The sequence below is a fragment of the Zoogloea sp. genome (assembly GCF_041904905.1).
Classification (GTDB): Bacteria; Pseudomonadota; Gammaproteobacteria; order Burkholderiales; family Rhodocyclaceae; genus Zoogloea.
This window is the reverse complement of the sequence record NZ_JAYRMI010000002.1, coordinates 64,379-82,245: the sequence shown is the minus strand read 5'-3', so window position 1 is coordinate 82,245 and position 17,867 is coordinate 64,379. Positions and strand designations below refer to the sequence as shown.

The window sequence follows — 17,867 nt, the reverse complement described above, 5'->3', positions numbered from 1 at the left end:
TTTCACGGAATCTTCATTTCAATAGTTGTTGAAGTATTGTAGAGTTGCGGCATGGAAACCAGAACAGCAACCGCGATCTTCGAATCCCTCTCGTCCGGCTGGCGGCTGGAAGCCTTCCGGCTGCTCGTCCGTCAGGGGCCGGAGGGCATGGTGGCGGGCGACATCGCCAGTGCGCTCGACATCTCGCCGTCGAGCCTGTCCTTCCACCTCAAGGCGCTGGCCCACGCCGGGCTGGTGTCGGTGGCGCAGGAGGGGCGCTTCCAGCGCTACCGGGCCAACATCCCGCTGATGCTCGACCTGATCGCCTATCTCACCGAAGAGTGCTGCTCCGGCCAGCCCGAAAAATGCGCCGACCTGCGGGCCGCCTCGTGCTGCCCCGAGGCCGTGCTGCCGCCCATTACCGCCACCGACGGAGCCCCCAAACCATGAACGTGCTGTTTCTGTGCACCGGCAATTCCTGCCGGTCGATCCTCGCCGAGGCCACCTTCAACCACCTGGCGCCGGCCGGCTGGCGAGCCCTCAGCGCCGGCAGCAAGCCCGCCGGCTACGTGCATCCCCGGTCGCTCGCCCTGCTGGCGCGGGAAGGCATCGCCACCGACGGCTACCACAGCAAGTCGTGGGACGCGCTGCCGGTGACACCGGACGTGGTGGTCACCGTGTGCGCCAGCGCCGCCGGCGAGACCTGCCCGGTTTACCTGGGCCCCGTGCTGCGCACCCACTGGGGCGTGGAAGACCCGGCCCACGCCACCGGCACCGACGCCGAGATCGACGCGGCCTTCGACACCGCCTACCGCATCCTGCGCGCCCGCATCGAAGCCTTCCTGGCCCTGCCGCTGGAAACCCTCCAGCACGACCGCGCCGCGCTGAAGGCGGAACTCGATCGCATCGGCCAGCTTTTGTCGTAAGCCATATTTCAATATTGTTAAGAGAGTCAAAATGAAAACCCTCCAGATTTTCGATCCGGCCCTGTGTTGCAGCACCGGCGTGTGCGGCGTGGATGTGGATCGGGCCCTCGTCCAGTTTGCCGCCGATGTGGAGTGGGCGCGCCAGCAGGGCGCCCGCGTCGAACGCTTCAACCTCGCCCAGGAACCCCTGGCCTTTGCCGGCAACCCGGTGGTCAAGGGCTTCCTGGAGCGCTCCGGCGCCGAGGCGCTGCCCCTGGTGCTGCTGGATGGCGAGGTGGCGCTGGCCGGCCGCTACCCGGCCCGGGCCGAGGTCGCCCGCTGGCTGGGCGTGGCCGACGGCGACGCCGCGCCGGACGCGCCCAAGCCCTGCTGCAGCGGCAGCAAGTGCTGTTGAGCCCGGAGGCCGCCATGCAATTCATCGAGGCGCTGCCGCGCTTTGTGTTCTTCACCGGCAAGGGCGGGGTGGGCAAGACCTCCATTGCCTGCGCCACCGCCATCGACCTTGCCGCCCGCGGCCGGCGCGTGCTGCTGGTGAGCACCGACCCGGCCTCCAACGTGGGGCAGGTGTTTGGCGTGGAGATCGGCAACCGGGTCACGCCGATCCCCGCGGTGCCCCATCTCTCCGCCCTCGAGATCGACCCGCAGGCCGCCGCCCAGGCTTACCGCGACCGCATCGTCGGGCCGGTGCGCGGGCGCCTGCCCGACAGCGTGGTGAAGGGCATCGAGGAGCAGCTCTCCGGCGCCTGCACCACCGAGATCGCCGCCTTCGACGAATTCACCGGGCTGCTGGTGGATTCCAGCCTGACCCACGACTACCAGCACATCGTCTTCGACACCGCGCCCACCGGCCACACCATCCGCCTGCTGCAGCTGCCCGGCGCGTGGAGCGGCTTTCTCGAGGCGGGGAAGGGCGACGCGTCCTGCCTGGGCCCGCTGGCCGGGCTGGAAAAGCAGCGCAGCCAGTACAAGGCGGCGGTGGAAGCGCTGGCCGACGGCGCGCGCACCCGACTGGTGCTGGTGGCCCGCGCCCAGCAGGCCACCCTGCGCGAAGTGGCGCGCACCCACGACGAGCTGGCCGCCATCGGCATCGACCGGCAGTTTCTGGTCATCAACGGCCTCTTGCCGGCGGGCGAGGCGGAGGGCGACCCGCTCGCCGCAGCGATCTTCGCCCGCGAGCAGGCGGCCCTCGCCGCGATGCCCGCCGGGCTGGCCAGCCTGCCTACCGACCGGATCGCCCTCAAGCCCTTCAACCTGGTGGGGCTGGACGCGCTGCGCCAGCTCTTCGTGCCGGCAGACGTCGGCCCGACCGACGACGTGGCGCCCGTCTCGCCGCCCGCCTTGCCGGACATCGCCGGGCTGGTGGACGGCATCGCCGACGACGGCCACGGGCTGGTGATGCTGATGGGCAAGGGCGGCGTGGGCAAGACGACCCTTGCCGCGGCGGTGGCGGTGGAGCTTGCCCGGCGCGGCCTGCCGGTGCATCTCACCACCTCCGACCCGGCCGCCCACCTGGCCGAGACGCTGGAAGGCTCGCTCGATCAACTCACCGTCAGCCGCATCGACCCGGCCGCCGAGACGGCGCGCTACCGCCAGCATGTGCTCGATACCCAGGGCGCCAAGCTCGACGCCCAGGGCCGGGCGCTGCTGGAAGAAGACCTGCGCTCGCCCTGCACCGAGGAGATCGCCGTCTTCCAGGCCTTCTCCCGGATCATCCGCGAGGCGGGGCGCAAGTTTGTGGTGATGGACACCGCGCCCACCGGCCACACCCTGCTGCTGCTCGACGCCACCGGCGCCTATCACCGGGAGATCGTGCGCCAGATGGGCAGCGGCAACGCCCACTTCACCACGCCGATGATGCAGCTCCAGGACCCGCAGCGGACCAAGGTGCTGATCGTCACCCTGGCCGAGACCACGCCGGTGCTCGAAGCCGCCAACCTGCAGGCCGACCTGCGCCGCGCCGGCATCGAGCCGTGGGCGTGGGTCATCAACAACAGCGTGGCGGCGGCCGGGCCGAGGTCGGCGCTGCTGCGTCGCCGCGCCCGCAACGAACTGGCCGAGATCGAGAACGTGGCTGCCCGCCACGCCGCCCGCTACGCCCTGGTGCCGCTGCTGCGCGACGAGCCGGTGGGCGTCGACCGTCTTTGCCAACTGGTCCGCCGGACCCAAGCCAACCAAGGAGCCTGACATGTCGGACAAGATCTATAACGTGCTTTTCTTGTGTACCGGCAATTCGGCCCGGAGCATCCTCGCCGAAGCCATCCTCAACAAGGTGGGCGAGGGGCGCTTCCGGGCCTTCAGCGCCGGCAGCCACCCCGCGGGACAGGTCAATCCGCTGGCCATCGAACTTCTGAAGCGCAACCACATGCCTACCGAGGGGCTGCGCAGCAAGAGCTGGGACGAGTTCGCCGGCCCCGATTCGACGCATCTCGATTTCGTGTTCACCGTGTGCGACAACGCCGCCGGCGAGGTGTGCCCGGTGTGGCCCGGTCAGCCGATGACCGCCCATTGGGGCCTGGAAGACCCAGCGGCTGTCGAGGGCTCGGTCGAAGCCAGGCAGCACGCCTTCTCCCAGGCATTGCTGATCCTCCACCGGCGCATCTCGCTGTTCGCCAGCCTGCCCATTGCCAAGCTGGACGGCATGGCGCTCAAGCACGAGCTTGACGAGATTGGCCGTGGTCATCGAGGTGAATCGTGAGTGAAGTAAGCCGCAAACTGTCTTTCCTCGACCGCTACCTGACGGTCTGGATCTTTGCCGCCATGGCGCTGGGGGTGGCCCTGGGCAATCTGGTGCCGGGCATCGAAGGGGCGATCAACCGCTTTCAGGTGGGCACTACCAACATCCCCATCGCCATCGGGCTGATCCTGATGATGTACCCGCCCTTTGCCAAGGTGCGCTACGAGGAACTGCCCGACGTCTTCTGCGACCGCAAGGTGCTGGGCCTGTCGCTGGTGCAGAACTGGGTGATCGGGCCGGTGCTGATGTTTGCGCTGGCGGTGATCTTCCTGCCCGACAAGCCGGAGTACATGGTCGGGCTGATCCTGATCGGGCTGGCCCGCTGCATCGCGATGGTGATCGTGTGGAACGAGATCGCCAAGGGTTCGACCGAATACGCCGCCGGGCTGGTGGCCTTCAACTCGATCTTCCAGGTGCTGTTCTACAGCGTGTACGCGTGGTTCTTCGTGACGGTGCTGCCGCCGATGTTCGGGTTGAGTGGGGCGGTGGTGGACATCTCCATCGGCCAGATCGCCGAGAGCGTGCTGATCTACCTGGGCATCCCCTGCGTGGCCGGGGTGCTCACCCGGGTGGCGATGCTGCGCTTCGTGTCGAAGGACTGGTATCACACCCGCTTCGTGCCGAAGATCGGGCCGATCACCCTGGTGGCGCTGCTGTTCACCATCGTGGTGATGTTTGCCTTGAAAGGCCGGATGATCGTCACCATCCCGATGGACGTGGTGCGCATCGCGATTCCGCTCTTGATCTACTTCGTGGTGATGTTCTTCGCGTCGTTTGCCATGAGCCGCAAGGCCGGGGCGGGCTACGGCAAGTGCACGACGCTGTCCTTCACCGCGGCCAGCAACAACTTCGAGCTGGCGATTGCGGTGGCGGTGGCGGTGTATGGCATCGACTCGGGCGCGGCCTTCGCGGCGGTGATCGGCCCGCTGGTGGAGGTGCCGGTGATGATCGGGCTGGTCAATGTGTCGCTGTGGCTGCAGCGACGCTGGTTTGGCGCCACGGCGGGCTGACGACGGCCCGGTCGCAGACATGAGAAAGCCCCGGCAGGCTCGGCCTCCCGGGGCTTCTTTCTTCCAAACTGGCCCGCCAAGCGTTCAGCGGGGCCAGACATGCTTGGCGATCACACGCCGTTTCCCTCTGCCTGGCTGCGCCGTTTGGGGGCCTTGCGTTCGGAAGACTTCTTGAGGCCGATGGCGGCAACTTCATTGGAATCGTTGCCGAACTGGGCGCGGACTTGGTTCTTGATGCTCTTGACGCGTTCGTGGCGTTCTTTCTGAAGCAGGATGGCGTCGTTGCGGGCAGCGGCGTAGGCGTTGGCAGCGTGGAGTTCGCGCTCTTCGGCGGCGGATACGCGGGTCTGAAGTTCGGCGATGGCGGCGAGCGTATCGGCAGGGTTGCTGGGCGCGTAGCCGTCGATGGCCTTGAGCGCGGTGATGCAGTCGAGATCGGTTTGCAGGATGTCGGCAGACAGGCGACGCTTGGGGTTGTTGGACATGGTTTCTCCAGCGATGGATCGGTTTAGGCGTTCTGGTTATGATAAACAATACACCTTGGCGTACATTCCGCGCAATAGCCACTATAAATAATCTTAGCGCGATGGCGTAGCCGGACAGCACTGGCCGGGCTGTCGGCGCGTGCAAAGCCGGGGGCCGCGCGAGCACGCTTCGATGGTGGGTGCGTTGCTGCGCGTCATGCGCGCGTGGCCTATGGAGGCAAGGCCGATCGCTCTGGTGGCGCAGGCACATTCGTGGGTGCGGGTGCCCATGTCTTTGCGATGCCTGCAGATCGTGTGTGCACGCCTCGCCATGCTGTTGCGGTCCGTCACAACGCGATAGGTTGGCATGTAGATCGAGTGGTGGTGGCACACAACACGATTGCGATAGTTTTAAATCGAATTGGCAGCCATGTCTTTAAGGTAAAAGGCTATGGCAATCGTTTGGAGGTGCCCGCGCACACGGTTGTCATGGCTGCCAGTCGTAGATGCAGATTAGGCATCGGGCCGGGGCATCGGGATGGGGATAGGGATAGGGAAGCAAGATGGGAGATACGGTGGTGATACGCGCAATGGGCGCCGAAGACCTTGCGGCGGTGCTTGAGATTCAATCCTGCTGCTATGACGTCGCAAAGCTGGAGTAGCGCGAGTCCTTTCTGGCCAAGCTGGAGGCCGCGCCGGCTACCTGCTTCGTCGCCGGGGTTGGCGGGGTGCCAGTGGGCTATCTTGTGGCGGTGCCGGCGGAGGAGGGGCGCCCGCCGCCCCTGAACGATCCAATCTACGCGGTGCCGCGGGCGGCCAACGCGCTGTACCTGCACGATCTGGCCGTGCGCCCCACGGCGCGCGGGGGAGGCGCGGCCGCTGCGCTGGTGGCAGCGTACTTCGGGGCGCTCGCGCAGTCGAAGGCCCGGTTTGGCTGCCTGACTGCGGTGAATCGGTCGTGCGCGTTCTGGGCGCGTCACGGTTTTCGGTCGGCGCCGGTGGCCGGCGGGGCCGGGTGTATGGCCACTTACGGGGAGGGCGCCCAGTACATGAGCGTGCGGGTCGGTGCCTGACGGCGAGCAGGGGCGTTTGCCAGGGGCTCATCCTCCGGTCGTGGGGGCGCCGCTTCGGCAGGCCGCTGCGTCCGATGCATTGGGCTGACCGGGGGCGGCGCGATCCGGAATGAAAAAGCCCCTGGAAGGCGAACCTTCCAGGGGCTTTATTGCGCCGATGCCGCGGGGGCGATCAGGCGAAGTTCGCGGAGGCGAAATCCCAGTTGGCCAGGCTGGCCAGGAAGGTTTCGACGAACTTCGGACGCAGGTTGCGGTAGTCGATGTAGTAGGCGTGTTCCCACACGTCGATGGTCAGCAGCGGCTTGCCTTCGCCGGTCTTGAGCGGGTTGCCCGCGGCGCCGGTGTTGACGATGTCGACGCTGCCGTCGGCCTTCTTGACCAGCCAGGTCCAGCCGGAACCGAAGTTGCCCACGGCGGAAGCCTGGAAGGCCTTCTTGAACTCGTCGAAGGAGCCCCACTTGGCGTCGATGGCGTCGGCCAGGGCGCCGGTGGGTGCGCCGCCGCCGTTCGGCTTCATGCAGCTCCAGAAGAAGGTGTGGTTCCAGACCTGGGCGGCGTTGTTGTAGATGCCGCCGGCCGGGGCCTTCAGGAAGGTCTCTTCGACGGACAGGTTCTCGTATTCGGTGCCGGCGATGAGGTTGTTCAGATTGACCACGTAGGCGTTGTGGTGCTTGGCGTAGTGGTAATCGAAGGTTTCTTCGGAAAGGTGCGGGGCCAGGGCGTTCTTGGCGTAGGGTAGTTCGGGCAGGGTGTGAGCCATCGATATTCTCCGGGTGTTGGTTGGGGTTTTGATTGCCCGACTATTCTAGTCGGGATTTGATTCACTGCACAATCGGACGCGGCCAGACCTCATCCGGCTACCGCCGCACCACTTGCTATTTTGCACCGGGATCGGCCGTTTTGCCGCTCACCGTGGCATCGACTTCGCCGACGTGGAACTCGACCCGGATACGCGAACCGGGTTCAAGGCTCGCCGCATCCCGCACGATCTCGCCGTCGGCCTTGCGGGTGATGCTGTAGCCGCGCGCCAGCACGCCTTTCGGATCGAGGTGGGCGAGGTGCTGGCCGAGGGCATCGAGGCGGTGCCGATGCTGGCGGATCAGGCTGTCCCCGGCGCGCGCCAGCCGGCTGGCGAGGGCGTCGAGGGTGCGCCGACGGGCGTCCACATCCGGCCGGCGGGCAGCCAGGCGCAGCCCCAGCGCGGCGGCGCGGGTCTGGCTGGCGGCAAGCTGGCGCTGGATGCGGGCCTGCAGGCGCTGTTCGAGGTTGCCCAGGCGCAGGCGGGCCTGCTCGATGCGCTGGCGCGGGTGGGTGAGCCGCGCGGCGGCCCGGTCGAGGCGCTGGGCGGCGGTCTCGAAGCGCCGCTGGATGCCGCGGGACAGGCGCATCGACAGGCGTTCCAGACGATCCCGCAGGTCTGCGAAGCCCGCGCTGGCGATCTCCGCGGCGGCGGTGGGGGTGGCGGCGCGCAGGTCGGCGGCAAAGTCGGCGATGCTCACGTCGGTCTCGTGGCCGACGCCCACCACCACCGGCAGCGGGCAGGCGCGGATCGCCCGGGCCACGGCCTCGTCGTTGAAGGCGGCGAGGTCTTCCAGGCTGCCGCCCCCGCGCACCAGCAGCAGCACATCGTTGCCGTCGTCGGCAGCCCGGGCGCCGGCCCGGCGGATCGCCGCGGCGATGCGGGCCGGCGCGCCCTCGCCCTGGACGAGGGTGGGGTACAGGCACAGGGGGAGGTGCGGCGCGCGTCGGGCGAAGGCCGCGATCACGTCCTGCCAGGCCGCGGCCTGGGGCGAGGTGACCACCGCGACGCCCCGGGGCAAGCGGGGCAGGGGGCGCTTCTGCGCCGGATCGAACAAGCCTTCGGCCTCCAGCCGCGCTTTGAGGCGCAGGAAGGCTTCGTAGAGGTTGCCCACGCCGGCCCGGCGCACCGACTCGACATTGAGCTGGTAGTCGCCACGGGGCTCAAAAAGGGTGACGAGGGCGCGCACCTCCACCCGCATCCCGTGCTCAAGCTTGAACGGGAGCATCTGCGCCCGGTTGCGCCACATGGTGCAGCGCACCTGGGCGTCGGCGTCCTTGAGGGTGAAGTACACATGGCCCGACGCGGCCCGGGTAAGGGTGGAGACTTCGCCGCCGACCCACAAAAGGGGAATGCTGCCCTCCAGTGCCTCGCGGGCAGCGCGGTTGAGCCACGAGACCGAAACGACCTCGCCGGGCTTGACTTCTGCAGAAATTCGGAGGGGATTCATGGGGGCGGATTCTACCGGAATCCACATCTCCGCCCGATCCGCCCCAAAAAAACCGGCCGCCGGGCTTGACTTGGGTAAAAAGTTGTAAGTGCTTGATTTTAAATAAAACTGACCTCCGCTTAATTTTTGACCCGAGTAGAAAAAAGCCTTACCCGCTGCGGGTTTAGGGCGCTCGCCGGGCATCAATCCACAAAGTTATCCACAGATTTTGTGGATTGTCGGAGCGTCGCACCGTGTTGCTCTCCCGGGGAGGGCAGGTTACATTCTCGGGCTTCGTACGATTCGCAGGAGTCCTCGCGTGTTCGCCATCATTCAGGCTGCCGGCTGGCCAATCTGGCCCTTGTTGTTCGCTTCCATCGTTGCCGTGGCGCTGATCATCGAGCGGCTGCTGACGCTGCGCCGCAGCAAGATCCTTCCCGACGGGCTTCTCGAAAAGGTGGTCGGCGAACTGCGCCAGACCGGCGCCACCCCCGAGATGATCAACCGGGTTGCCCTCAGCTCGCCCCTGGGCCGCGTGTTCGCCGCTGGCCTGCGCAACATGCGCAGCTCCCGCGAGGTGATGAAGGAGTCCATCGAGGAATCCGGCCGCGCCGTCACCCACGACCTCGAACGCTTCCTCACCACCCTCGGCACCATCGCCTCGATCAGCCCGCTGATGGGCCTGTTCGGCACGGTGGTCGGGATGATCGAGATCTTCGGCTCCCAGGCGCCGGGCGGCTCCAACCCCCAGCAGCTGGCCCACGGCATCTCCATCGCGCTGTACAACACCGGCTTCGGTCTGGTCATCGCGATGCCGAGCATGATCTTCTGGCGCCATTTCCGCGCCACCGTCGACGGCTTCGTGGTCGAGATGGAGCAGCAGGCGATCCGTCTCGTCGAGCTGGTTCACGGCGAACGTCGCTGAGGCCGGCCCCATGAATTTCGGTCGTGGCCGCTCCCGCGAGGAGCCGGAGATCAACCTGATCCCGATGATCGACGTGCTGCTGGTCATCATCATCTTCCTGATGCTCACCACCACCTATTCGCGCTTTGCCGGGCTGGAGATCAATCTGCCCACGGCCGATGCCCAGGCCAGCAACGAGAAGACGGTCGAGGTGAATGTGGCGGTCACCGCCACCGGCGAGGTCGTCATCAACAAGCGCGCGGTGAATGGCTCGGGCATCCCGGCCATTGCGGCGGCGATGCAGGCCGTGGTGCCGGCCGGCGCCAAGGACCCGGTGGTCATCATCAACGCCGACGCCAAGGCGGCCCACCAGCGCGTGATCGACGTGATGCAGGCCGCCCAGCAGGCCGGCCTGGTGCACATCTCCTTCGCCACCCAGGCGGCCCAGCGCTAGTCACCGCCCGCGTCCCGTCTTCTTCATGCCACGCAGCGCCCCCGGCTTCTGGCAGCACCGCGGGGCGGTGGCGTGGAGCCTGTACCCCTTGTCCCTCCTGTTCGGCTTCGTCGCCGGCGTGCGTCGCCGGCTGTTTGCGCTCGGGCTGAAGAAGGCCGAGCGGCTGCCGGTGCCGGTGGTGGTGGTGGGCAACATCGCGGTCGGCGGTAGCGGCAAGACGCCCATCGCCCTGTGGCTGGTGGCCGAACTGCGTGCCCGCGGCAGGCAGCCGGGCATCGTGAGCCGCGGTTATGGCGGGACGGTCGAGGGCGTGGCCGAGGTGCCGGTGGGCGGCGATCCCGCCCGTTTCGGCGACGAGCCGGTGCTGATGGCCGCCGCCGCCGCGTGCCCGGTGTTCGTCGGGCGCGATCGCCCGGCAGCCGGTCGGGCGCTGCTCGCGGCCCATCCGGACGTGGACGTGCTGATCGCCGACGACGGCCTGCAGCATTACCGGCTGGCCCGGGATGTGGAGGTGGTGGTGGTGGACGAGGCAACCCTGGGCAACCGCCTGCGCCTGCCCGCCGGGCCGCTGCGGGAAGGCGTGGGGCGCCTCGCCGAAGCCAGCGTGGTGCTCGCCCACGGGGGGCTGTCGCCAGCCCTCGCCGCCGCGGCGAGCCCGACGCCGCGTTTCGATTTCCATCTGGCCGGCAAGGCCTTCGAGCGGGTCGGCAACCGGGCGGAGCGCTGTCTGCCGGCCGATCTGAAAGGGCGGCGCATCCACGCCATGGCCGGCATCGGGCGGCCGGAGCGCTTCTTCACCCAGCTCGAAGCCATGGGGCTGGCTATCGAACGCCGGCCCTTTGCCGATCATCACGCCTTCACCGCCGCCGATGTGGCGGTGCCGGATGGCGATGTGCTTCTGATGACCGAGAAGGATGCGGTAAAATGCGCGCCTTTCGCCCCGGCCGACAGCTGGGTGTGGCCGGTCCGGGCGCAGCTTGCGCCGGGCGCGGCAGAACTGATTGTGGAGAAGATCGATGGATCCCCGACTGCTTGAAATCCTGGTTTGCCCCATCACCAAGGGCCCGCTCGACTTCCACAAGGACAAGCAGGAGCTGTGGAGCGTCAGCGCCCGGCTGGCCTATCCGATCCGCGACGGCATCCCGGTGATGCTCGAAGAAGAAGCCCGCCCGCTTACCGAAGAAGAACTCGCCCAGGCCCGATGAGCGTGCCGTTCAAGATCGTCATCCCGGCCCGCCATGCGTCGAGCCGGCTGCCGGGCAAGCCGCTGCTGGACATCGCCGGCAAGCCGATGATCCTGCGGGTGCTCGAGCGCGCCGCGCTGGCGGGGGCCGACGAGGTGTGGGTGGCCACCGATCACGAGGGTATCGCCCGCGTCGTCGAAGCGGCCGGCGGCAAGCTTGTCCTCACCGCGCCCGACCACCCCTCCGGCACCGACCGCCTCGCCGAAGTGGCCACTCGACTGGGCTGGGCCGATGACACCCTGGTGGTCAATGTCCAGGGCGACGAGCCGCTGATCCCGCCGCAGCTCATCGCCGATGCCGCCGCCGCGCTGGCCGCCGACCCCGCCGCAGCCATCGCCACCGCCTGCCATCCGCTGGAATCCGCCGACGAGTTCTTCAACCCGAACGTCGTCAAGGTGGTGATGGGCGCCGACGGCCGCGCGCTGTATTTCTCCCGGGCCCCGATCCCGTGGGCGCGGGACGCCTTCGCCGCCGACCGCGCCACGCTGCCCGCCGGGCTGCCGGCTTTCCGGCACATCGGGCTGTACGCCTACCGGGCGGGCTTCCTCAAGCGCTATGCCTCCCTCGCGCCGTCGCCGCTGGAGCAGTGGGAAGCCCTCGAGCAGCTGCGGGCGATGGCCCACGGCTTCCCGATCCAGGTCATGGTGCTCGATCACGCGCCACCGGCCGGCGTCGATACCGCCGAGGATCTCGAGCGGGTCCGCCGCGTGTTTGACCTTACGTAAGATTCAAGTTAAGTTCGTTGTTCAACGTCGCTGCGACAATAACCAGAGGAGGGTAAGCATGCGTCTGATCCTGTTGGGACCGCCGGGAGCCGGCAAGGGCACTCAAGCCAATTACATCAAGGAAAAGTTCGGTATTCCGCAGATTTCCACCGGCGACATGCTGCGTGCCGCCGTCAAGGCCGGCACCCCGCTCGGCATCGAAGCCAAGAAGGTGATGGACGCCGGCGGCCTCGTGTCCGACGACATCATCATCGGTCTGGTGAAGGACCGCCTGAAGGAAGCCGACTGCCAGTCCGGCTACATGTTCGACGGCTTCCCGCGCACCATTCCGCAAGCCCAGGCCATGAAGGATGCCGGCGTGCCCATCGATGTCGTGCTCGAGATCGACGTGCCCGACGAGGAAATCATCGGCCGCATGTCCGGTCGCCGCGTGCACGTGGCGTCGGGTCGCACCTACCACGTCAAGTTCAACCCGCCCAAGGTTGAAGGCAAGGACGACGAGACCGGCGAGCCGCTGATCCAGCGCGACGACGACAAGGAAGAAACCGTCAAGAAGCGTCTGGATGTTTACCACTCCCAGACCAAGCCGCTGGTGGCCTACTATTCCGACTGGGCTGCCAAGGGCGAGGCCAACGCGCCCCAGTATCGCAAGATCGCTGGCCTGGGCAAGGTCGAGGAAATCCGCGACCGTGCCTTCGATGCGCTGAAGTAAGCGCCCCGCGCGCGGTATCAGGGCCGGCTTGCGCAGCCGGCCCTTTTTCTTTTTGGGCGGCAGACGCCGGTCTGTCGCCGGGTGGATGCCATGACCGCAAACCCGCTTCACGGAAATCTCCTGTACGCCCAGTCGGGTGGTGTGACCGCCGTCATCAACGCGTCGGCGGCCGGCGCGATCCACGAGGCCCGGCTCCATCCGCAGCGCATCGGCCGGGTGCTGGCCGCCCGTAACGGCGTGCTTGGCGTGCTGCGCGAGACCCTGGTGGACACCGCCGCCATCGGCGACGCGGAGCTGGTCCGGCTGCGCGCCACGCCGGGAGGCGCCTTCGGCTCCTGCCGCTTCGATCTCGACCCCCTCGAGCGCAACCCGGCCCAGTACGACCGCCTGTTCGGCGTGCTGGCGGCCCACGCGGTGCGCTACTTTTTGTACAACGGCGGCAACGGGTCGATGGAGACCTGCCGGCAGATCCAGGCCGCGGCCGACGCCCGGGGCTATCCGCTCACCGTGGTGGGCGTGCCCAAGACGGTGGATAACGACATCGTCGGCACCGACTGCTGCCCGGGTTTCGGTTCGGCCGCCAAGTATCTGGCCACGTCCGTCCGCGAGGTGGGGCTGGATCTGGCCGCGATGACCACCGACGACGGCCGCGCCTTCGTGCTGGAGGTGATGGGGCGCAACGCCGGCTGGCTGGCGGCGGCCTGCGCGCTGGCCGCCGAGGACGCCGACGCCGCGCCGCACCTCATCCTGCTGCCCGAGGTGCCCTTCGACGAGGCGGCCTTCCTGGCCCGGGTGAAGGCGGTGGTCGAGCGGGTGGGGGCCTGCGCGGTGGTGGTGGCCGAGGGAATCCGCGGGCCGGACGGCAAGGTGCTGGCGATGCAGGGGCGCAATCAGAAGGGCTACATCCAGCTGGGCGGCGCCGGCGAGGTGGTGGCCGAGCGCATCCATGCCTGCCTGGGCTACAAGGTGCACTACGCGCTGGCGGATTACCTGCAGCGTTCGGCCCGCCATCTGGCCGCGAAGACCGACACGGCCCAGGCCGCGGCCGTGGGCAAGGCGGCGGTGCGGCGGGCGCTGGCGGGTCAGCGGGGCGCGGTCGGCATCGAGCGGCTCGCCGATTCGCCTTACCGCTGGCGCACCAACCTGTCGCCCTTCGAGGCGGTGGGCAACCTGGAGCGCCGGCTGCCGGCCGATTTCATCGCGGCGGATGGTTTTGGCGTCACCGATGCCTTTCGCCGCTGGTGCCGCCCGCTGATCGAGGGCGAGGACTGGCCGCGTTTTGTGGATGGGCTACCGGATTACCTGCGGCTGCAGCTGCCCCTGCTGGCAAGCCGCCTGCCGCCCTATGCGCCTTAGCGGGGCGTGGCTGGCGCTCGGGCTGGCCGCTGCCGGCGCGCGGGCCGGGCTGCCCCCGGCGCCGGAGATCGCCGCCGGCTTCGAGCCCTCGCCGCCAGCCATCGGGGCGCGCTTCATGGCGGTCACTGCCAACCCCCACGCCACCGAAGCCGCCGTCGCCGTGCTGCGGCAGGGTGGTTCGGCGGTGGATGCGGCGATTGCCGCCCAGATGGTGCTGGGCGTCGTCGAGCCCCAGTCGTCGGGCGTGGGCGGCGGTGGGCTGCTGCTGCACTTCGATGCCCGGCGGCGTCGGGTCGACGCCTGGGATGGGCGGGAGACCGCGCCCCTGGCGGCGTCCGCCTTTCCCTTCGTCGATGGGGCCGGGGCGCCGCTGGGGTTTCGTCTGGCAGCGCGGGATCCGCGGGCGGTGGGCGCGCCGGGCCTGGTGGCGATGCTCGCCGCCGCCCACGCCGAATCCGGCCGGCTGCCGTGGGCGCGGCTGTTCGAGCCGGCGATCCGCCTGGCTGAAGCGGGTTTTCCGGTGTCGCCGCGGCTGCACCGGCTGCTGGCCCACGAGGGGCGCTTCGACGACCCGGCGATGCAGGCGCACTTCTTCGACGCCGACGGGCAAGCCTGGCCGGTAGGCCACCGCCTGCGCAACCCCGCCCTCGCCGACAGCCTGCGCCGGATCGCCGCCGAAGGGCCGGCGGCGCTGCGCCGCGGTGCGCTGGCCGAGGCCATCGGCGACGCGGTGCGCGGCCGTCTGCCCGCCGACGTCGCCGACGCGCAGGGCCTGCTGAGCCAGCGGGATCTGCTGGCATATGCGCCGATCCGCCGGTCGGCCCTGTGCCGGCCGTTTCGCGCCCATACCGTGTGCGGCTTTCCGCCGCCCAGCGCCGGCGCCACCACGGTGCTGGCGATGCTGGGCATGTGGCGGGCGCTGCCGGGGTCGCCGGCGCCGGGCGGCGTCGCGTTTGCCCATCGCTTTGCCGAGCTGGGGCGGCTGGCTTACGCCGACCGGGCGAGCTGCGTGGGCGATCCGGCGTTCCGGCCGGTGCCGGTGGAGGCGTTGCTGGATGCGGCTTACCTTGTCCGTCGGGCGGCGCTGGTGGGGGCGCGGGCCGGCCCGTCGCCCAGGCCCGCCGGCCTCGACTGCGCGGCGCCGGGCGAGGAGGGTGAGCGGCCGTCCACCACGCACCTCTCCATCGTCGATGCCGCGGGCAACGCGGTGGCCCTCACGTCGTCCATCGAGGACGCCTTCGGCAACCGGCGGATGGCCGGCGGCTTTCCGCTCAACAACCAGCTCACCGATTTTTCGACGGACGGGGCCAACCGCCTGGCGCCGGGCAAGCGGCCACGCAGCGCGATGGCGCCAACCCTGGTGTTCGACCGGCGCGGCCGCGTGTTTGCGGTGCTCGGTTCGCCTGGCGGGAGTCAGATTCCCAACTACGTGGCCCAGGCGCTGCTGGGCCTGCTGGAGGGCGGGTTGAGCCCGGCGGAGGTGGTGAGCCAGCCTCGCCTGGGCAGCCGCAACGGCCCGGTCGAGCTGGAGCGGGCGCGCACGTCACCGGCGCTGGCGGAGGGCCTGCGGGCGCGCGGACACACGCTGCGGGAGGCCGACATGACCAGCGGCATCGCGCTGGTGGTGCGGCGGGGGAGGGGCTGGATCGGGGTGGCCGACCCGCGCCGGGAGGGGCGGGCCGGCGGCGGTTAGCGCAGGCGCTCAGGCCGGCACGGCGGGGTTGAGGCTGTAGCTTACCGTGAGGCTGGCCTGGGCCAGGATGTGGCCGGCGATGGCGTCGCGCACCTGCTGGCCGGTGAAGGTGCCCTCGACCGGCACGCGGGCGATGTCCAGGGCGAACACGGTGAACACGTAGCGGTGGCGGATGGAGTCGTTCCACGGCGGGCAGGGGCCGTCGTAGCCGAAGTAGTTGCCCTGCATCTGCGCGTCGCCGGCAAACCAGCCGGTGTAATCGTTGATGCCGTGGCGGCCGCCGCCGGGGGCGGCCGGGCCCGGCTTGCCGTTGGGGGTGACGCTGCTCGAATGGGCGCCGGCCTCGATGGCGGCGGTGTCGGCGGGCAGATCCACCAGCACCCAGTGGAAGAAGTCGACCCGCGGCAGATCGGCGGGCACGCTGCGGCCTTCCCGGTTCACGTCGTCGCCGCGGCTGGGCACGTCGGGGTCGTGGCAGATCACGGCGAAGGAGCGGGTGCCGGCAGGGGCGTCGCGCCAGGACAGGTGCGGATTGCGGTTGCTGCTGAGGGCGACATGGCCTTCGGCAGCCGGCACGCAGAACGCGAACTCGCCGGCGATCGGGTGACCGTCGGAGAGGCTTTGGCTGGTCAGTTGCATGCGGTGTCTCCAGGTTGTTCTTGCTCGGATACCCGGATTTTATTTCAGCTCGCGCCGCGGCGGCGGAAGTCTTTGACCCGGAACCCCAGGGCGAAGAGGGTGGCGAAGTACACCAGGATCCCGCCGATCACCAGCGCCAGCAGGCGCAGCGTCCGCTCGGTGCCGGGATAGGTGAGCCACACCGCATCGGCGCCCACCGCGAACCACACCGACAGCCCCAGCACCACCAGCGCCACCCCCAGCCTGGCGGCAAACTTCCCCCAGCCCGGCTGGGGTACGTAGACGCCCCGCTGGCGCAGGCCCCGGTAGAGCATGCCGGCGTTGATGCACGAGGCGAGGCCGATCGACAGCGCCAGCCCGGCGTGCTGCAGCGGGCCGATGAAGACGAGGTTCATGAGCTGGGTGACTGCCAGCGTGATGAGGCCGAACTTGACCGGCGTGCGCACATCCTGGCGGGCGTAGAAGGCGGGCGCCAGCACCTTGACGAGGATCAGCCCGGCCAGCCCGGCGCTGTAGGCCACCAGCGCGGTGCGGGTCTGGAGCACGTCCGACGCACCGAAGGCGCCGTGGTAGAACAGGGTGGTGATGAGCGGCACCGCCAGCAGGGCCAGGCCCAGCGCAGCGGGCAGGGTGAGCATCAGGGTGAGGCGCAGGCCCCAGTCGAGGAGCGCCGAGAACTCGGTGGGGTTCTTGTCGGCGTGCATCTTGGAGAGGCTGGGCAGCAGGATGGTGCCGAGCGCCACGCCCAGCATGCCGGCGGGGAACTCCATCAGGCGGTCGGCGTAGTACAGCCACGACACGCTGCCGCTGGGCAGGAAGGAAGCGAACACAGTGTTGATGAGCAGCGAGATCTGGCTGACCGACACACCCAGGATGGCCGGCGCCATCAGCTTGAGGATGCGCCGCACGCCCGGATCGGAGAAATCCAGCGAGAAGCGCGGCAGCATGCCGATCTGTGCCAGGGGCTTGAGCTGCAGCACCAGCTGCGCGAGCCCGCCGATGAACACCGCCCAGCCCAGGGCCAGCACCGGCGGATCGAAGTAGGGTGCGGCAAACAGCGCCATCCCGATGAAGGACAGGTTGAGCAGCACCGGCGTGAAGGCCGGGATCGCGAAGCGGCTCCAGGTGTTGAGCACGCCGCCGGCCAGCGCCACCAGCGACATGAAGAAGATGTACGGGAAGGTGATGCGGGTGAGCTGGACGGTGAGGTCGAACTTGGTGGCGTCGTTGGAGAAGCCCGGTGCGGTGGCGAAGATGATGAGCGGGGCGCAGAGGGCGCCGACGATGGAGACGAGCAGCACCACCAGCCCGAGGGCGCTGGCCACGTGATTCACGAGGCGGTGGGTTTCGGCCTCGCCGCGCTTGTTCTTGTATTCGGCCAGGATGGGCACGAAGGCCTGGGAGAAGGCGCCTTCGGCGAACATCCGCCGCAGCAGGTTGGGCAGGCGGAAGGCCACGAAGAAGGCGTCGGTCTCGACGCCGGCGCCGAACGCCCGGGCGACCACGAAATCGCGCACGAAGCCGAGGATGCGGGACAGCAGCGTCATGCCGCTGACGGTGGCGAGGGCGCGCAGGAGGTTCATCGAAGCCATGAAAGAGGTGGGGGCCGCGGCCGCGGGCAAAGGACGGGATGTTAGCGGCTTGTTGCGCTGTGCAGCAATGCGATTCGCGTGTCCGGCGTGGAGCTTGCCCGCCCGTTGGGTTTCTTTCTGGGCGATGGGGTAAA

The 17,867-nt window shown here is 68.8% G+C and carries 20 protein-coding genes; 15 read left to right on the top strand and 5 right to left on the bottom strand.

Annotation, left to right across the window (positions count from 1 at the left end):
* Nucleotides 1-51: 51 nt before the first annotated feature.
* The 6 genes from ACE3N6_RS01205 to arsB are packed head-to-tail and all read left to right on the top strand — an operon-like array spanning nucleotide 52 to nucleotide 4,649.
* On the top strand, nucleotides 52-429 hold the full coding sequence (locus tag ACE3N6_RS01205; protein ID WP_374243330.1) for an ArsR/SmtB family transcription factor: 378 nt from the start codon (nucleotides 52-54) through the stop codon (nucleotides 427-429).
* On the top strand, nucleotides 426-905 hold the full coding sequence (locus tag ACE3N6_RS01200; protein ID WP_374243329.1) for an arsenate reductase ArsC: 480 nt from the start codon (nucleotides 426-428) through the stop codon (nucleotides 903-905). Before ACE3N6_RS01205 ends, ACE3N6_RS01200 begins: the two co-directional genes overlap by 4 nt.
* 31 nt (nucleotides 906-936) lie before the next feature.
* Entirely contained in the window at nucleotides 937-1,299 is a 363-nt protein-coding gene (gene arsD, locus ACE3N6_RS01195; protein WP_374243328.1) for an arsenite efflux transporter metallochaperone ArsD, read from the top strand.
* 14 nt (nucleotides 1,300-1,313) lie between these two features.
* Entirely contained in the window at nucleotides 1,314-3,089 is a 1,776-nt protein-coding gene (arsA, locus tag ACE3N6_RS01190; RefSeq protein ID WP_374243327.1) for an arsenical pump-driving ATPase, read from the top strand.
* A gap of 1 nt (nucleotide 3,090) precedes the next feature.
* Nucleotides 3,091-3,600 carry an arsenate reductase ArsC gene (locus ACE3N6_RS01185; RefSeq protein WP_374243326.1) on the top strand — a complete coding sequence of 170 codons (510 nt, stop codon included), beginning with the start codon at nucleotides 3,091-3,093 and terminating at the stop codon, nucleotides 3,598-3,600.
* Entirely contained in the window at nucleotides 3,597-4,649 is a 1,053-nt protein-coding gene (arsB, locus tag ACE3N6_RS01180) for an ACR3 family arsenite efflux transporter (protein WP_374243325.1), read from the top strand. Before ACE3N6_RS01185 ends, arsB begins: the two co-directional genes overlap by 4 nt.
* 110 nt (nucleotides 4,650-4,759) lie before the next feature.
* Here arsB and ACE3N6_RS01175 read toward each other — a convergent pair whose 3' ends face one another.
* Complete coding sequence (locus ACE3N6_RS01175) at nucleotides 4,760-5,134, bottom strand: hypothetical protein (RefSeq protein ID WP_374243324.1); 375 nt, start codon at nucleotides 5,132-5,134, stop codon at nucleotides 4,760-4,762.
* Nucleotides 5,135-5,787: 653 nt separating this feature from the next.
* Here ACE3N6_RS01175 and ACE3N6_RS01170 point away from each other — a divergent pair.
* Entirely contained in the window at nucleotides 5,788-6,186 is a 399-nt protein-coding gene (locus ACE3N6_RS01170) for a GNAT family N-acetyltransferase (RefSeq protein ID WP_374243369.1), read from the top strand.
* A 172-nt stretch (nucleotides 6,187-6,358) separates the two neighbouring features.
* Here the strand turns inward: ACE3N6_RS01170 and ACE3N6_RS01165 are convergent, their stop codons facing one another.
* Nucleotides 6,359-6,946, bottom strand: coding sequence for a superoxide dismutase (locus ACE3N6_RS01165; RefSeq protein WP_374243323.1), 588 nt, complete (start codon nucleotides 6,944-6,946; stop codon nucleotides 6,359-6,361).
* A 115-nt stretch (nucleotides 6,947-7,061) separates the two neighbouring features.
* Entirely contained in the window at nucleotides 7,062-8,435 is a 1,374-nt protein-coding gene (gene xseA, locus ACE3N6_RS01160; RefSeq protein WP_374243322.1) for an exodeoxyribonuclease VII large subunit, read from the bottom strand.
* A gap of 298 nt (nucleotides 8,436-8,733) precedes the next feature.
* Here xseA and ACE3N6_RS01155 point away from each other — a divergent pair, with 298 nt between their 5' ends.
* From ACE3N6_RS01155 to ACE3N6_RS01120, 8 genes are all read left to right on the top strand, one after another.
* Nucleotides 8,734-9,339 carry a MotA/TolQ/ExbB proton channel family protein gene (locus ACE3N6_RS01155; RefSeq protein ID WP_374243321.1) on the top strand — a complete coding sequence of 202 codons (606 nt, stop codon included), beginning with the start codon at nucleotides 8,734-8,736 and terminating at the stop codon, nucleotides 9,337-9,339.
* 10 nt (nucleotides 9,340-9,349) lie between these two features.
* Nucleotides 9,350-9,772, top strand: coding sequence for an ExbD/TolR family protein (locus tag ACE3N6_RS01150; protein ID WP_374243320.1), 423 nt, complete (start codon nucleotides 9,350-9,352; stop codon nucleotides 9,770-9,772).
* A gap of 25 nt (nucleotides 9,773-9,797) precedes the next feature.
* Complete coding sequence (lpxK, locus tag ACE3N6_RS01145) at nucleotides 9,798-10,808, top strand: tetraacyldisaccharide 4'-kinase (RefSeq protein ID WP_374243319.1); 1,011 nt, start codon at nucleotides 9,798-9,800, stop codon at nucleotides 10,806-10,808.
* Complete coding sequence (locus ACE3N6_RS01140; RefSeq protein ID WP_141348759.1) at nucleotides 10,789-10,977, top strand: Trm112 family protein; 189 nt, start codon at nucleotides 10,789-10,791, stop codon at nucleotides 10,975-10,977. Before lpxK ends, ACE3N6_RS01140 begins: the two co-directional genes overlap by 20 nt.
* The gene (gene kdsB, locus ACE3N6_RS01135; RefSeq protein ID WP_374243318.1) at nucleotides 10,974-11,741 is read left to right on the top strand and encodes a 3-deoxy-manno-octulosonate cytidylyltransferase; all 768 of its coding nucleotides are present in this window, start codon (nucleotides 10,974-10,976) and stop codon (nucleotides 11,739-11,741) included. Before ACE3N6_RS01140 ends, kdsB begins: the two co-directional genes overlap by 4 nt.
* 58 nt (nucleotides 11,742-11,799) lie before the next feature.
* Entirely contained in the window at nucleotides 11,800-12,453 is a 654-nt protein-coding gene (gene adk / locus ACE3N6_RS01130) for an adenylate kinase (RefSeq protein ID WP_374243317.1), read from the top strand.
* A gap of 90 nt (nucleotides 12,454-12,543) precedes the next feature.
* Complete coding sequence (locus tag ACE3N6_RS01125) at nucleotides 12,544-13,809, top strand: 6-phosphofructokinase (protein WP_374243316.1); 1,266 nt, start codon at nucleotides 12,544-12,546, stop codon at nucleotides 13,807-13,809.
* Nucleotides 13,799-15,502 carry a gamma-glutamyltransferase family protein gene (locus ACE3N6_RS01120; protein ID WP_374243315.1) on the top strand — a complete coding sequence of 568 codons (1,704 nt, stop codon included), beginning with the start codon at nucleotides 13,799-13,801 and terminating at the stop codon, nucleotides 15,500-15,502. The genes ACE3N6_RS01125 and ACE3N6_RS01120 overlap by 11 nt, the downstream gene beginning before the upstream one ends.
* Nucleotides 15,503-15,511: 9 nt before the next feature.
* Here the strand turns inward: ACE3N6_RS01120 and ACE3N6_RS01115 are convergent, their stop codons facing one another.
* Both ACE3N6_RS01115 and murJ read right to left on the bottom strand, forming a co-directional pair.
* Entirely contained in the window at nucleotides 15,512-16,141 is a 630-nt protein-coding gene (locus ACE3N6_RS01115; RefSeq protein ID WP_374243314.1) for a YbhB/YbcL family Raf kinase inhibitor-like protein, read from the bottom strand.
* Between the two features lie 44 nt (nucleotides 16,142-16,185).
* Nucleotides 16,186-17,724 carry a murein biosynthesis integral membrane protein MurJ gene (murJ, locus tag ACE3N6_RS01110; protein ID WP_374243368.1) on the bottom strand — a complete coding sequence of 513 codons (1,539 nt, stop codon included), beginning with the start codon at nucleotides 17,722-17,724 and terminating at the stop codon, nucleotides 16,186-16,188.
* Nucleotides 17,725-17,867: the final 143 nt, after the last annotated feature.